We start from the raw sequence: 13,227 nt of genomic DNA, 5'->3' as shown, positions 1-13,227 counted from the left end.
TATGAAAACGAATAAATTAAAATATGTCTGGTTTGTGCTCATTCTTTCTATCTTTTGTTTAGCCTTGTTTTTGGCAAGAGGAAGGACTAAAATCGAGATGCGGAATCGAATTTACAGCCAATGGAGCCAACAGTTTCTCGTTACAAAAGGCGATCAGTCTTATGTTCGTACGACGAGTGATTCGGAGGGAACAACAGTTCTATCTGAAGCCCAAAGTTACGGCATGCTCATAACGGTTTTAGCAGCCCAAAAAGGGCAAGCGACACAAGCAGATTTTGAGAATCTTTATCGCTATTATCAAAATCATCGTATTGAGGGAACGCAGTTGATGTCTTGGAAGCAAGTGATCACAAATGGTAGCGAAACGGTTGAGAAGCAAAACGCAACCGATGGTGATCTCTATATCGCTTATTCTTTGATTGAAGCTGCCAAGCAGTGGCCAGATAAAGCGCAGGAATACCAAGCGCAAGCTAAAAAAATCTTAGAAGATATTCTTCGATACAATTACAATGAAGAGACAGGTGTTTTAACAGTAGGAAACTGGGCAAACAAGGATTCCGATTATTATTACTTAATGCGGACGTCTGATACCCTTCCCCACTATTTCCAGTCTTTCTATGACCTGACTGGAAACCAACAGTGGTTAGACATTAAGGATAAGATGCTTGGGCAACTGGAGCAAATCAGTTCTCATTCTGATACGGGTCTTTTGCCAGACTTTATCTGGGCTGAGAAGTCAGGGGCACGTCTTGTTGATGCCAACACTATCGAATCTCAATATGATGGAGCGTACTCTTATAACGCTTGTCGTTTGCCTTATCACTTGTCACAGAGCCAGGATGAAAGAAGCCAAAAACTCGTTCAAAAGATGATGGATTTCTTTATGAAAGAGCAACGCATTTATGCTGGTTATGACTTGAACGGAACGGCCCTCAATCAATACCAGGCAGGTAGTTTCTTGGCACCGATTACCTATGCGTCTGACAAGGGAGAAGGTTATCTGAAACTTCTTCAGCAAAATAAATACATTTTCACACAAGATTTACCTTTGGACAACTACTATGATGCAACGATGATTACCATGATTGCTCTAGAGATGTTCTAGAATGAAAAGAGAGGGCTAGTTATACTGGCTCTCTTTTTGATAGGATTTTCATCTTTTTTCAAAAAAGGAATTTCCTAAGGTTTATGGTATAATGGAAGGAGTGATAAAAAAGAGGTAGAGAGATGGATGCAAAATTAAAATACAAGGCAAAGAAGATTAAAATCATCTTTTTTGATATTGATGATACCTTGCGTACGTCAAAGACAGGTTTTATTCCAGCTACAATTCCCACTGTCTTTAAACAGTTACGTGAAAAAGGAATTTTAACAGGAATTGCCTCTGGGCGAGGTATTTTCGGTGTTGTTCCAGAGATTCGTGAGCTCAAACCTGACTTTTTTGTAACCCTAAATGGGGCCTATATAGAAGATAAAAAAGGTCAGGTCATTTATCAACATCAGATTGACAAGTCAGATGTTGTGGAGTACATCTCTTGGACGAAGGAAGAGGGAATTGAGTATGGTTTGGTTGGCAGTCATGACGCCAAACTCTCTACTCGAACAGAACTGATCAGTGAGGCTATTGACCCGATTTACCCAAACTTGGATGTGGATCCTAACTTCCATGAAAAAGCGGATATATACCAGATGTGGACCTTTGAGGATAAAGGGGCTGATTTGCACCTACCAGATAGTCTCTCAGGTAAACTTCGAATGGTGCGTTGGCATGAACATTCATCAGATATCGTGCCTATTTCAGGTTCAAAAGCTACTGGTGTTGCCAAGGTTGTAGAATATCTAGGCTTGAAACCAGAAAATGTTATGGTCTTTGGAGATGGGCTCAATGACTTGGAACTCTTTGATTATGCTGGAATCAGCATTGCTATGGGTGTTTCCCACGAAAAAATCAAAGAAAAAGCAGATTATATTACAAAAACAGTAGAAGAAGATGGCATTTTTGATGCCTTAGAAGGATTTGGTATGGTAGAAAAAGAATTGCATTTCCCACAAGTAGAAATTGAAACAGTAGAAGGTCCGCTAGCGACCATTAAAACAAATCACGGAGACTTGCGTATCAAGCTCTTCCCTGAACATGCTCCTAAAACAGTGGCTAACTTTGTTGCTCTTTCAAAAGACGGTTACTATGATGGTGTCATTTTCCACCGAATTATCAAGGACTTTATGATCCAAGGCGGAGACCCAACTGGTACTGGTATGGGGGGAGAGTCAATCTACGGTGACTCTTTTGAAGATGAATTTTCTGAAGAACTCTATAATATCCGTGGTGCCCTTTCTATGGCCAATGCGGGTCCAAATACCAATGGCAGCCAGTTCTTTATCGTTCAAAACCAACATTTGCCATATTCTAAGAAAGAGATTGCGCGTGGTGGCTGGCCTGAACCAATCGCTGAGATTTATGCAGAACAAGGTGGAACTCCTCACCTTGACCGCCGCCATACTGTTTTTGGGCAATTGGTAGATGCAGAATCTTTTGCGGTCTTGGATGCCATTGCAGCTGTTGAGACAGGTGCAATGGACAAGCCAGTTGAAGATGTAGTAATTGAAACGATTGAAATTGAGGACTAGAATGAAAATTGGTGATAAGCTAACTGGGCGTATTATAGGAATTCAGCCCTATGGTGCCTTTGTCGAGTTAGAGACAGGGGTGACAGGGCTGATTCACATCTCGGAGATTCGGACGGGATTTATTGAAAATATCTATGACATTTTAAAAATTGGTGATGAAGTCCAAGTTCAGGTGGTGGATTTTGACGAATACACTGGGAAGGCCAGTCTTTCTATCCGTACCTTGGAAGAGGAAAAACATCAATTGCCAAGACGGAGACGTTTTTCAAATGATCGGATCAAGCACGGTTTTGCACCACTTGGACGAATGATGCCTGTTTGGACGCGTGAGGCACTAGAGCATTTAAAGAAGAAGCCATAAATACGATTATCTAAATCATTTGTAATATTAACATTGTTTGTTATAATAAAAGTATGAAAGAAGAACAATTATTAAAACCAGGAGAGCGAATCAACCAGCTCTTTTCGACAGATATCAAGATCATTCAAAATAGAGAGGTGTTTAGCTATTCGGTGGATAGTGTTCTCTTATCACGCTTTCCTCGCTTCCCTAAACGGGGCTTAATTGTGGACTTTTGTGCTGGAAATGGTGCAGTGGGACTTTTTGCAAGTAGTCGTACCAAGGCAAAAATTCTCTCTGTAGAGATTCAGGAGCGCTTGGCGGATATGGCAGAGCGTTCGGTTCGGTTGAATGGCTTGGAAGAGCAGATGCAGGTCATCTGTGATGATTTGAAAAATATGCCTGCCCACATTCAGGGAAGTAAGGTGGATATGATTTTGTGTAATCCGCCTTATTTTAAGGTGGATCCGCATTCTAATCTTAACGAGAGTGAACACTACCTTCTGGCCAGACACGAAATTACGACGAACCTAGAAGAAATCTGCCGAAGTGCTCAGAGTATTCTCAAGTCTAATGGCCGTTTGACCATGGTCCATCGTCCTGATCGGCTCTTGGATATCTTGGACATGTTGAAATGCCATAATTTGGCACCCAAGCGCCTGCAATTTGTCTATCCAAAACGAGAGAAGGAGGCCAATATGCTCTTAATCGAAGCTATCAAGGATGGCTCGACCAGTGGCTTCAAGGTCTTACCACCACTCATTGTTCACAATGATGATGGTTCCTATACCCCAGAAATTCAAGAGATTTACTATGGATCATAAGGCCTATATGTATGTGGTGGAGTGTCGTGATGGTTCTTACTATACAGGCTATACAACGGATGTGAAGAGGCGCCTTGCCGTTCATAATAGTGGTAAGGGAGCCAAGTATACCCGAGCTCGCTTGCCAGTCAAGCTTATCTATGTAGAGGGTTTTGCCAGTAAGGAAGAAGCCATGTCTGCCGAGGCTCTCCTCAAACGAAAGAAACGTTCACAGAAAGAACGATTTTTATCTGAAAATCAAGAGAAAAATCTAGTTAACGATATTGATGTCTAACGAGGAGTCCTTTGACTCCTCTTACTTTTGTCAAAAGAGGAAAAAAGTGCTACAATAAGATGAATAAATTTAAAGAGGTATTATCATGTCTAAGATTCTAGTATTTGGTCACCAAAATCCAGACTCAGATGCCATCGGGTCATCTGTAGCCTTTGCCTATCTTGCAAAAGAGGCTTATGGATTGGACACAGAAGCAGTGGCACTTGGAACTCCTAATGAAGAAACAGCTTTCGTTTTGAACTATTTTGGTGTAGAAGCACCACGCGTCATCACATCTGCTAAAGCAGAAGGTGCAGAACAAGTCATCTTGACTGACCACAATGAATTCCAACAATCAGTGTCAGATATCGCTGAAGTAGAAGTTTACGGAGTTGTGGACCACCACCGTGTGGCTAATTTTGAAACTGCAAGCCCACTTTACATGCGCTTGGAACCAGTTGGATCAGCTTCATCTATCGTTTACCGTATGTTCAAAGAACATGGTGTAGCAGTTCCTAAAGAAATCGCAGGTTTGATGCTTTCAGGTTTGATTTCAGATACCCTTCTTTTGAAATCACCAACAACACACCCATCTGACAAAGTCATTGCTCCTGAATTGGCTGAATTGGCTGGTGTGAACTTGGAAGAGTACGGTCTTGCTATGCTCAAAGCTGGTACTAACTTGGCTAGCAAATCTGCTGAAGAATTGATTGACATTGATGCTAAGACTTTTGAACTCAACGGAAATAAGGTTCGTGTTGCCCAAGTCAATACTGTTGATATTGCTGAAGTCTTGGAACGCCAAGCAGAAATCGAAGCAGCAATGCAAGCAGCTAATGCAGCAAACGGCTACTCTGACTTTGTCTTGATGATTACAGACATCATCAACTCAAACTCTGAAATTCTGGCTCTTGGATCAAACATGGACAAGGTGGAAGCAGCTTTCAATTTCAAACTTGAAAACAACCACGCTTTCCTTCCAGGTGCTGTTTCACGTAAGAAACAAGTGGTGCCTCAGTTGACTGAAAGCTTTAATAGCTAATAGTCTGAGAGATAATTAAAATGATGAAACGTTAGTTTCCTTATAGCTAAAGGGGTTTCGGCTCCTTTTTTTCTAGGAGAGAAAGATGTTAGAAAATGGTGACTTGATTTTTGTGAAGGATCTTTCAGATATGGGGCAGGCTATCCAGGCTTCTACTGGGAACTATAGTCATGTAGCTATCTTTTTAGACGGTTTGATCTATCATGCTAGTGGGCAAGAAGGTGTTATCTGTCAAGAACCAGCTGAATTTTTTGAACCGACTCATCTTTACGACCTTTATGTCTATCCAGAGCTGGAAGCTGACTTGGTAAAGGAGAAGGCTTGCCAGCATCTGGGTGCTCCTTATAATAGCTCGTTTTACCCAGATGGGTATGGCTTTTACTGCTCCCAGTACATCGCTGAAATCCTACCGATTTTTGAGACCATACCTATGAAATTTGGGGATGGGGAGCAGGAGATTAGTGATTTTTGGAGAGAGTATTATAGAGAACTAGGTTTGCCTGTTCCTCTGAACCAAGCTGGGACCAATCCTAGTCAGTTGGCAGCATCGCCTCTGTTAGAATGTAAAGAAAGGAATCTTCATGATTCAGATTTTTAATCCATCTCGTTTGACGAGACAGCCATTTTTTGGAGAATTGATCCGCTATCTAGACCAGCATGAGGATGTTATTTTGCGAGAAATTAAGGCCAAGTTTCCAGATGTAGCAGTTGACAAACTCATGGAAGAGTATATAAAGTCAGGCTTGATTCTACGAGAAAATAAGCGTTATTACCTTAATCTTCCTATGCTTGAATCACTCGATAGTCTCGAACTGGATCAAGAGATTTTTGTCAGCGAAGATAGTCCAGTCTATCAAGCTTTGTTAGAGAAGGATTTTGAGACAGAATTGCGCAATCAAACCAATGCAGCTATTTTAGTTGAAAAGACGGACTTTGCGAGATCAAAAATGACCCTGTCTAATTATTTCTACAAGGTCAAACATCAGTATCCTTTGACAGAAAAACAACAGAAACTTTATGCTATTTTGGGAGATGTTAATCCTGAGTATGCTCTCAAATATATGACGACTTTTTTGTTGAAATTTCTCAAAAAAGATCAACTGATGCAGAAACGCCGTGATATCTTTGTGGACAGTTTAGTTGTCCTAGGTTATATTATTCAAAATGAAGATGGAAAGTATGAGTTGGCTGTTGATTTCGACAAGGAACGGTTGACTTTCTATTTACTTTAATTGCTTCATTTTGAGCAGATTGTTTGACTTTACTAAAGAATAAGCATAAACTGAATGTAAGCGATAACGATTATCGTATTAAAAGCAAAGGAGACAGAGCTATGTCACTTGAAAATAAATTGGATCAAGCAACTGGTGCTATCAAAGAAGGATTTGGTAAAGTTACTGGCGATAGCAAGACAGAAGCAGAAGGTGCTGTAGAAAAAACAGTTGCGAAAGCAAAAGAAGTTGTAGAAGATGCTAAAGGTGCTGTAGAAGGTGCCGTTGAAGGTCTTAAAAATTCATTTAAAAAAGAAGACTAAAAAAAATCAAGGGAATGTTTCCCTTGATTTTTTATAGATAACGTTCTGCGATAGCCGCATCTCCAGGATAGTCTTCTTTCTTTCCTTGGACGATCTGGTAGCAATCAGCTCCCTTACCAGCAATAATCACGGCATCAAGTTCTTGATTTGTGATGGCCATAGCTGCCTTGATGGCTTGTTCACGATCGGCAATCTTTTCAACAGGATGACTGATATAGCTGCTGATTTCTTCAGCAATGGCCATTGGATCTTCATAGTTGGGGTCATCCGCTGTGAGAAAGACTTGAATCTCAGGATGTTGATTGAGGAGGAGACCAAAGTCTTTGCGACGACTTTCACCCTTGTTTCCAGTCGAACCGAGAACCAGAGCGATCTTTCCAGTTTGATGGGTTTCAACAACAGAAATCAGTTTTTTCAGACTGTCGCCATTGTGAGCATAGTCGATGAAGACCTTGGCTCCATTTTTCTGAGTGAGAACTTCCATACGTCCAGGGACGCGGGTTGCAGCGATCCCTTTTTTGATGTCCTCCAGACTGGCACCTAGACGAAGACAGGCAAGTCCTGCAGCAACTGCATTTTCTTGGTTAAAGTGGCCGATGAGTTGGATATCATAATCACCAGCGAGTTTACCTGTAGCGGAAAAGCTAAAGGCTTTGGAGTTCTCGATTTGGTTACTTGACTGGCTACCATAGAAGTCATGCTCTTGATCTTCCACTTGTTCTTTCAATACAGAAAAGTGGTCCATGTCGCTATTAATGACAACTGCTCGGCTATTTTTCATCAAGAGACGTTTGTGGTAGAAGTAATCTTCAAAGCTAGGATGCTCAATCGGACCGATATGGTCAGGAGTAATGTTAAGAAAGACACCTACATCAAAGGTCAGACCATAGACTCGATGAACAAGATAGGCTTGGCTAGATACTTCCATTACAAGATGGGTTCTTCCATTCTTAACAGCCTGGGCCATCATGTCGAAAAGATCGATGTTTTCAGGTGTTGAGAAGGAAGATTTAAAGAAGGTCTTGCCATCTAGAGTTGTATTCATAGTTGACAAGAGAGCTGTTGGGTAGCGTTGAGATAGAATGTGGTAAGCAAAGTAAGCAGATGTTGTCTTTCCTTTTGTCCCTGTGAAAGCGAGAATTTTTAGTTTCGCTTGCGGATTACCATAAAATTCCATCGCAATCAAACTCATGGCTTTCTTGATATCGTTCACAACGATAACGGGGATACCGACCTCGTAGTCCTTTTCTGCGACGTACCAGGCTAAGCCCTGAGTTATAGCAGAAAGAAGGTATTCTTTTTTAAAGGCAGCGCCTTTTGCAAAAAAAAGAGTGCCTTCTTTTACTTTTCGGCTGTCGTAACTGATGCTATCAAAAACAACTTCACTGTAGTTGTAGTGGTAGTGTCCTTGGTCGATAATCTCGCGGAAGAGATCATCTTTCTTTAATATATCTAATACGGTTTCAATCTTTATCATACTTTCTATTGTAAACCGAAAGTCTGAATTTTACAAGTAACAAGGAAAAGTTTATAATGGAAGATGAGGAAAATTTCCTAGTTATCAAAATTGAATGAGGAAGCTATGTCTAACGAAAACAATCACCAGCAAGCCCAGATGTTGCGAGGGACTGCTTGGCTAACAGCTAGTAACTTTATTAGTCGCCTCCTTGGGGCTATCTACATTATTCCCTGGTATATTTGGATGGGAACCTATGCAGCCAAGGCAAATGGTCTCTTTACCATGGGCTACAATATTTACGCCTGGTTCTTGCTGATTTCGACGGCGGGTATCCCAGTTGCGGTCGCCAAACAAGTGGCTAAGTACAATACCATGCGAGAAGAAGAGCACAGCTTTGCCTTGATTCGGAGTTTCCTAAGCTTTATGACGGGCTTGGGTCTAGTCTTTGCCTTAGTCTTGTATCTCTTTTCTCCTTGGCTAGCAGATTTGTCAGGTGTGGGGAAAGACCTGATTCCCATCATGCAGAGTTTGGCTTGGGCAGTTTTGATTTTCCCATCTATGAGTGTTATCCGAGGCTTCTTCCAAGGGATGAACAACCTGAAACCCTATGCTATGAGCCAAATCGCCGAGCAGGTGATCCGTGTTATCTGGATGTTGATGGCAACCTTCTTCATTATGAAGATGGGTTCTGGTGACTACTTATCAGCCGTTACTCAATCGACCTTTGCAGCCTTTGTGGGGATGGTGGCAAGTTTTGCAGTTTTGATTTATTTCCTTGCCCAAGAAGGTTTGCTTAAGAAAGTCTTTGAAACACGGGATAAGATCAATAGTAAGCGACTTTTGGTTGATACCATCAAGGAAGCCATTCCCTTTATCCTGACAGGATCAGCCATTCAACTCTTCCAAATCTTAGACCAGATGACCTTTATCAATAGTATGAAGTGGTTTACCAACTACAGCAATGAAGACTTGGTTGTCATGTTTTCTTATTTCTCTGCCAATCCTAATAAAATTACTATGATTTTAATCTCTGTAGGGGTTTCGATTGGGAGTGTCGGCTTGCCGCTGTTGACGGAAAACTATGTAAAAGGTGACTTGCAGGCAGCGGCTCGCCTAGTCCAAGATAGCCTCACTATGCTCTTCTTATTTTTACTGCCGGCAACGGTTGGAGTGGTCATGGTAGGGGAGCCTCTTTATACAGTCTTTTACGGTAAGCCAGATAGTTTGGCCATGGGCTTATTTGTCTTTGCAGTTTTACAGTCTACTATCCTAGGCTTGTATATGGTCTTGTCTCCTATGCTTCAGGCCATGTTCCGAAATCGCAAGGCAGTTCTTTATTTTGTCTATGGTTCCATTGCTAAGATCGTCTTGCAATTGCCAACCATTGCCATTTTTCACAGCTACGGTCCCTTGATCTCAACGACTATTGGCTTGATTATTCCGAATGTCTTGATGTACCGAGACATCTGCCAGGTAACGGGTGCTCGTCGAAAGATAATCTTGAAGCGGACTATCTTGATTACCATCTTAACCCTTGTCATGTTCATCCTAGTTGGCTTCTTGCAGTGGCTACTCGGTTTTGTCTTCCAACCAAGTGGACGTTTCTGGAGTTTCCTTTATGTGGCTCTCATCGGAGGGCTTGGAGGAGGTCTTTATGGTTTGATGAGCCTACGGACACGACTCTTGGACAAGATAATCGGCAAAGCTCAAGCAGACCGACTACGTACACGATTGAAAATATCGTAAAAAGATTTATAAATAAAAGTAATGAATTTAACCTTTCTTTAATAGAAAGGTTTTTATACTACATTTTTCTTAAAAAAAGAGAACTTTTTCTAAAATTAAGAGTAGAAAAATATGTTTTTTAAGTTTTTCTTCAGAAATTACTTGACTAAATAAAACCAAAGCTGTATAATAAGACAAATCTTTAAAACAGGAGGTTCTGGAAATGAAAAAGTCTAAGGCCAAGTATCTGACACTTGCAAGTGTCGTGTTAAGCGCAGGTATCTTACTGAGCGCATGTGGAAACTCAACTAGTTCTTCTAAAACATATAACTATGTTTATTCGAGCGATCCATCTAGTTTGAACTATCTTGCAGAAAACCGGGCAACAACCAACGACATCGTTACTAATTTGGTAGATGGATTGATGGAAAATGACCAATACGGTAACTATGTTCCATCGTTGGCAGAGGATTGGACTGTTTCTCAGGACGGTTTGACCTATACTTACAAATTGCGTAAGGATGCAAAATGGTATACCTATGAGGGTGAAGAATACGCCCCTGTAACGGCGCAAGATTTTGTCACTGGGTTGAAATATGCTGCTGATAAAAAATCCGAAGCCTTGTACCTGGTTCAAGACTCTGTAGCAGGTTTGGATGACTATATCAACGGGAAAACAACTGACTTTTCAACTGTCGGTGTTAAGGCGATTGACGACCAAACAGTTCAGTATACTTTGACACGTCCAGAACCTTATTGGAATTCTAAAACAACTTCAACCATTCTCTTCCCTGTCAATGCAGACTTCTTGAAATCAAAAGGGGATGATTTTGGTAAGGTAGATCCTTCTAGCATTTTGTACAGTGGACCTTTCTTGATGAAATCGTTTGTTTCAAAATCTGTTATCGAATACAAGAAAAATCCAAATTACTGGGATGCCAAAAATGTCTTTGTGGATGATGTGAAATTGACTTACTATGATGGTAGTGACCAAGATGCCCTAGCTCGTAACTTCGTAGAAGGAGTCTACAGCTACGCGCGTCTCTATCCAAATAGCTCAAGCTTTGAAGGAATTAAAGAGAAGAACAAGGATAACATCATCTATAGTATGCAAAACGCAACTTCTTATTACTTGAACTTCAACTTGGACAGAAAATCTTATAACTTCACGTCTAAGACATCAGATATCGAAAAGAAATCAACCCAAGAAGCAGTTCTGAATAAAAACTTCCGTCAAGCCTTCAACTATGCTTATAACCGTACAGCCTATGGAGCACAATCTCAAGGGGAAGAAGGAGCAACAAAGATTATTCGTAACTTGGTTGTACCTCCAACATTTGTAAGTATCAACGGAAAAGACTTTGGCGATGTTGTTTCAGAAAAGATGGTCAACTATGGCCAAGAATGGCAAGGAATCAACTTTGCAGATGCGCAAGATCCATACTACAATCCTGACAAGGCTAAAGCTAAATTTGCAGAAGCTAAGAAAGAATTGGAAGCTAAGGGTGTGCAATTCCCAATCCACTTGGATGTATCTGTAGACCAATCATCTAAAAAAGGTGTACTTGAAGCGAGCTCTTTGAAACAATCCATCGAATCTGTTCTGGGAGCTGAGAATGTGGTTATCGATATCCAACAGCTATCAACAGATGACTTTGACAACTCTAGCTACCTAGCTCAAACTGCAGCTCAAAAAGACTTTGATATCTATAATGGCGGTTGGAGTGCGGACTACTTGGATCCATCAAGTTATCTTGATATCTTAAATGTCAATAACGGTGGTATGTTGCAAAACATTGGTCTAGAACCAGGTGAGGTCAATGACAAGGCTAAGGCGGTTGGTCTGGATACCTACACTCAAATGTTGGAAGAAGCTAATAAAGAGCAAGATCCAGCAAAACGTTATGAAAAATATGCTGAAATTCAAGCTTGGCTCGTTGATAGCGCCCTTGCAATTCCAAACGTTTCCCAAGGTGGAACACCTGGCTTGAGAAAGACAGTTCCATTCTCAGCGCCATTCTCACAAGCTGGAAATAAGGGTGTCGAATCATACAAGTACCTCAAGTTGCAAGATAAGACTGTAACGACTGATGAGTATGAAAAAGCTAAAGAAAAATGGCAGAAAGAAAAAGAAGAATCAAATAAAAAAGCGCAAGAAGAACTGGCAAAACACGTTAAATAACCAGTCTATTCAACAGGAAAAACGATAGTTTCTTAAGGAACTATCGTTTTTATATAGTTTGAAACTATAACTAGCTCTTGAAAACAAGAAAATGAGTTGGCGAAAATAAATGATACAATAGTTACTATAGATTTGGAGGTATTGTATGAGCAAAGAACTACACATCAACACAATTTTGGCCCAGGCAGGGATCAAGTCAGATGAGGCAACAGGTGCCTTGGTGACGCCGCTTCATTTTTCAACCACTTATCAGCATCCAGAGTTCGGTCAGTCTACGGGATTTGACTATACTCGGACTAAAAACCCAACTCGCAGTAAGGCGGAGGAAGTCTTGGCGGCAATCGAATCAGCAGATTATGCCCTAGCGACAAGCTCAGGTATGGCTGCGATTGTACTGGCCTTTAGTGTCTTTCCGGTAGGAAGTAAAGTCTTGGCTGTGAGAGATCTTTATGGGGGTTCTTTCCGTTGGTTTAACCAAGTCGAGCAAGAAGGCCGTTTCCATTTTACCTATGCCAATACAGAAGAAGAGTTGGTTGATGAGTTAGAGAAAGATGTGGATGTTCTCTATATCGAAACACCAACTAATCCCTTGATGTTGGAATTTGATATTGCCAAACTAGCCAAACTGGCTCATGCCAAGGGTGCCAAGGTAGTGGTGGACAATACCTTCTACAGTCCGATTTACCAACGTCCGATTGAAGATGGTGCGGATATCGTTCTTCATTCAGCCACCAAGTATCTAGCAGGGCACAATGATGTCTTAGCTGGGGTGGTTGTGACTAATAGTTTAGAACTATATGAGCAACTTTTCTACAATTTGAATACGACTGGTGCGGTCTTGTCACCATTTGATAGTTATCAGTTGATTCGCGGTCTTAAAACTCTACCTCTTCGTATGGAGCGTTCTACAGCCAATGCTCAAGAAGTGGTTGCCTTTTTGAAGGCTTCACCTGCTGTCAAGGAAGTTCTCTATACTGGACGTGGGGGTATGATTTCCTTTAAAGTAGTGGATGAAAAGCGTATTCCTCATATTTTAAATAGCTTGAAGGTCTTCTCATTTGCAGAAAGTTTGGGTGGGGTAGAGAGTCTGATCACCTATCCGACAACTCAGACTCATGCGGATATTCCAGCAGAAGTGCGCCATTCCTATGGCTTAACAGATGACCTCTTGCGCTTGTCAATCGGGATTGAAGATGCTAGAGATTTGATTGCGGACTTGCGCCAAGCTTTGGAAGGATAA

13 protein-coding genes are annotated in these 13,227 nt (G+C 41.2%); 12 read left to right on the top strand and 1 reads right to left on the bottom strand.

What is annotated here, in order from left to right; all coding sequences use genetic code 11:
* Nucleotide 1 precedes the first annotated feature (1 nt).
* The 9 genes from HMPREF1516_RS06830 to HMPREF1516_RS06790 all read left to right on the top strand — a co-directional run bounded on the left by HMPREF1516_RS06830 (nt 2) and on the right by HMPREF1516_RS06790 (nt 6,621).
* Nucleotides 2–1,105, top strand: coding sequence for a glycosyl hydrolase family 8 (locus HMPREF1516_RS06830; RefSeq protein WP_033584484.1), 1,104 nt, complete (start codon nt 2–4; stop codon nt 1,103–1,105).
* 122 nt (nt 1,106–1,227) lie between these two features.
* Nucleotides 1,228–2,628 (top strand): bifunctional Cof-type HAD-IIB family hydrolase/peptidylprolyl isomerase, encoded by a 1,401-nt coding sequence (locus tag HMPREF1516_RS06825; RefSeq protein WP_033606145.1) that lies wholly within the window; start codon nt 1,228–1,230, stop codon nt 2,626–2,628.
* Between the two features lies 1 nt (nt 2,629).
* The gene (locus tag HMPREF1516_RS06820; RefSeq protein ID WP_033606144.1) at nt 2,630–2,989 is read left to right on the top strand and encodes a S1 RNA-binding domain-containing protein; all 360 of its coding nucleotides are present in this window, start codon (nt 2,630–2,632) and stop codon (nt 2,987–2,989) included.
* A gap of 53 nt (nt 2,990–3,042) precedes the next feature.
* Nucleotides 3,043–3,792 (top strand): tRNA1(Val) (adenine(37)-N6)-methyltransferase, encoded by a 750-nt coding sequence (locus HMPREF1516_RS06815; protein ID WP_033606142.1) that lies wholly within the window; start codon nt 3,043–3,045, stop codon nt 3,790–3,792.
* Entirely contained in the window at nt 3,782–4,066 is a 285-nt protein-coding gene (locus HMPREF1516_RS06810) for a GIY-YIG nuclease family protein (protein WP_033606141.1), read from the top strand. Before HMPREF1516_RS06815 ends, HMPREF1516_RS06810 begins: the two co-directional genes overlap by 11 nt.
* Before the next feature lie 85 nt (nt 4,067–4,151).
* Entirely contained in the window at nt 4,152–5,087 is a 936-nt protein-coding gene (locus tag HMPREF1516_RS06805) for a manganese-dependent inorganic pyrophosphatase (protein ID WP_033606140.1), read from the top strand.
* A gap of 85 nt (nt 5,088–5,172) precedes the next feature.
* Entirely contained in the window at nt 5,173–5,685 is a 513-nt protein-coding gene (locus HMPREF1516_RS06800; RefSeq protein ID WP_033606139.1) for a YiiX/YebB-like N1pC/P60 family cysteine hydrolase, read from the top strand.
* Nucleotides 5,669–6,319, top strand: a complete 651-nt coding sequence (locus HMPREF1516_RS06795) for a DUF1803 domain-containing protein (protein WP_033606138.1) — start codon at nt 5,669–5,671, stop codon at nt 6,317–6,319. Before HMPREF1516_RS06800 ends, HMPREF1516_RS06795 begins: the two co-directional genes overlap by 17 nt.
* 101 nt (nt 6,320–6,420) lie before the next feature.
* Complete coding sequence (locus tag HMPREF1516_RS06790; protein ID WP_000051178.1) at nt 6,421–6,621, top strand: CsbD family protein; 201 nt, start codon at nt 6,421–6,423, stop codon at nt 6,619–6,621.
* A 31-nt stretch (nt 6,622–6,652) separates the two neighbouring features.
* On the opposite strand, the gene HMPREF1516_RS06785 is transcribed toward HMPREF1516_RS06790, so the two are convergent.
* The gene (locus HMPREF1516_RS06785) at nt 6,653–8,098 is read right to left on the bottom strand and encodes a UDP-N-acetylmuramoyl-L-alanyl-D-glutamate--L-lysine ligase (protein ID WP_033606137.1); all 1,446 of its coding nucleotides are present in this window, start codon (nt 8,096–8,098) and stop codon (nt 6,653–6,655) included.
* A 105-nt stretch (nt 8,099–8,203) separates the two neighbouring features.
* Between HMPREF1516_RS06785 and HMPREF1516_RS06780 the strand changes: the two genes are divergently transcribed.
* The 3 genes from HMPREF1516_RS06780 to HMPREF1516_RS06770 all read left to right on the top strand — a co-directional run bounded on the left by HMPREF1516_RS06780 (nt 8,204) and on the right by HMPREF1516_RS06770 (nt 13,227).
* Nucleotides 8,204–9,826 (top strand): putative polysaccharide biosynthesis protein, encoded by a 1,623-nt coding sequence (locus HMPREF1516_RS06780; RefSeq protein WP_000064201.1) that lies wholly within the window; start codon nt 8,204–8,206, stop codon nt 9,824–9,826.
* A gap of 202 nt (nt 9,827–10,028) precedes the next feature.
* Nucleotides 10,029–11,987: a peptide ABC transporter substrate-binding protein gene (locus HMPREF1516_RS06775; RefSeq protein ID WP_000748550.1), complete on the top strand. Its 1,959-nt coding sequence runs from the start codon at nt 10,029–10,031 to the stop codon at nt 11,985–11,987.
* A 145-nt stretch (nt 11,988–12,132) separates the two neighbouring features.
* Nucleotides 12,133–13,227, top strand: a complete 1,095-nt coding sequence (locus HMPREF1516_RS06770) for a cystathionine gamma-synthase (protein WP_000031953.1) — start codon at nt 12,133–12,135, stop codon at nt 13,225–13,227.

Origin of the sequence: Streptococcus sp. CM6 (genome assembly GCF_000526095.1) — a bacterium.
In the GTDB taxonomy this organism is placed as follows: domain Bacteria; phylum Bacillota; class Bacilli; order Lactobacillales; family Streptococcaceae; genus Streptococcus; species Streptococcus oralis_BW.
The sequence above is the reverse complement of the archived record's forward strand: the minus strand, read 5'-3'. Positions and strand labels throughout refer to the sequence as shown.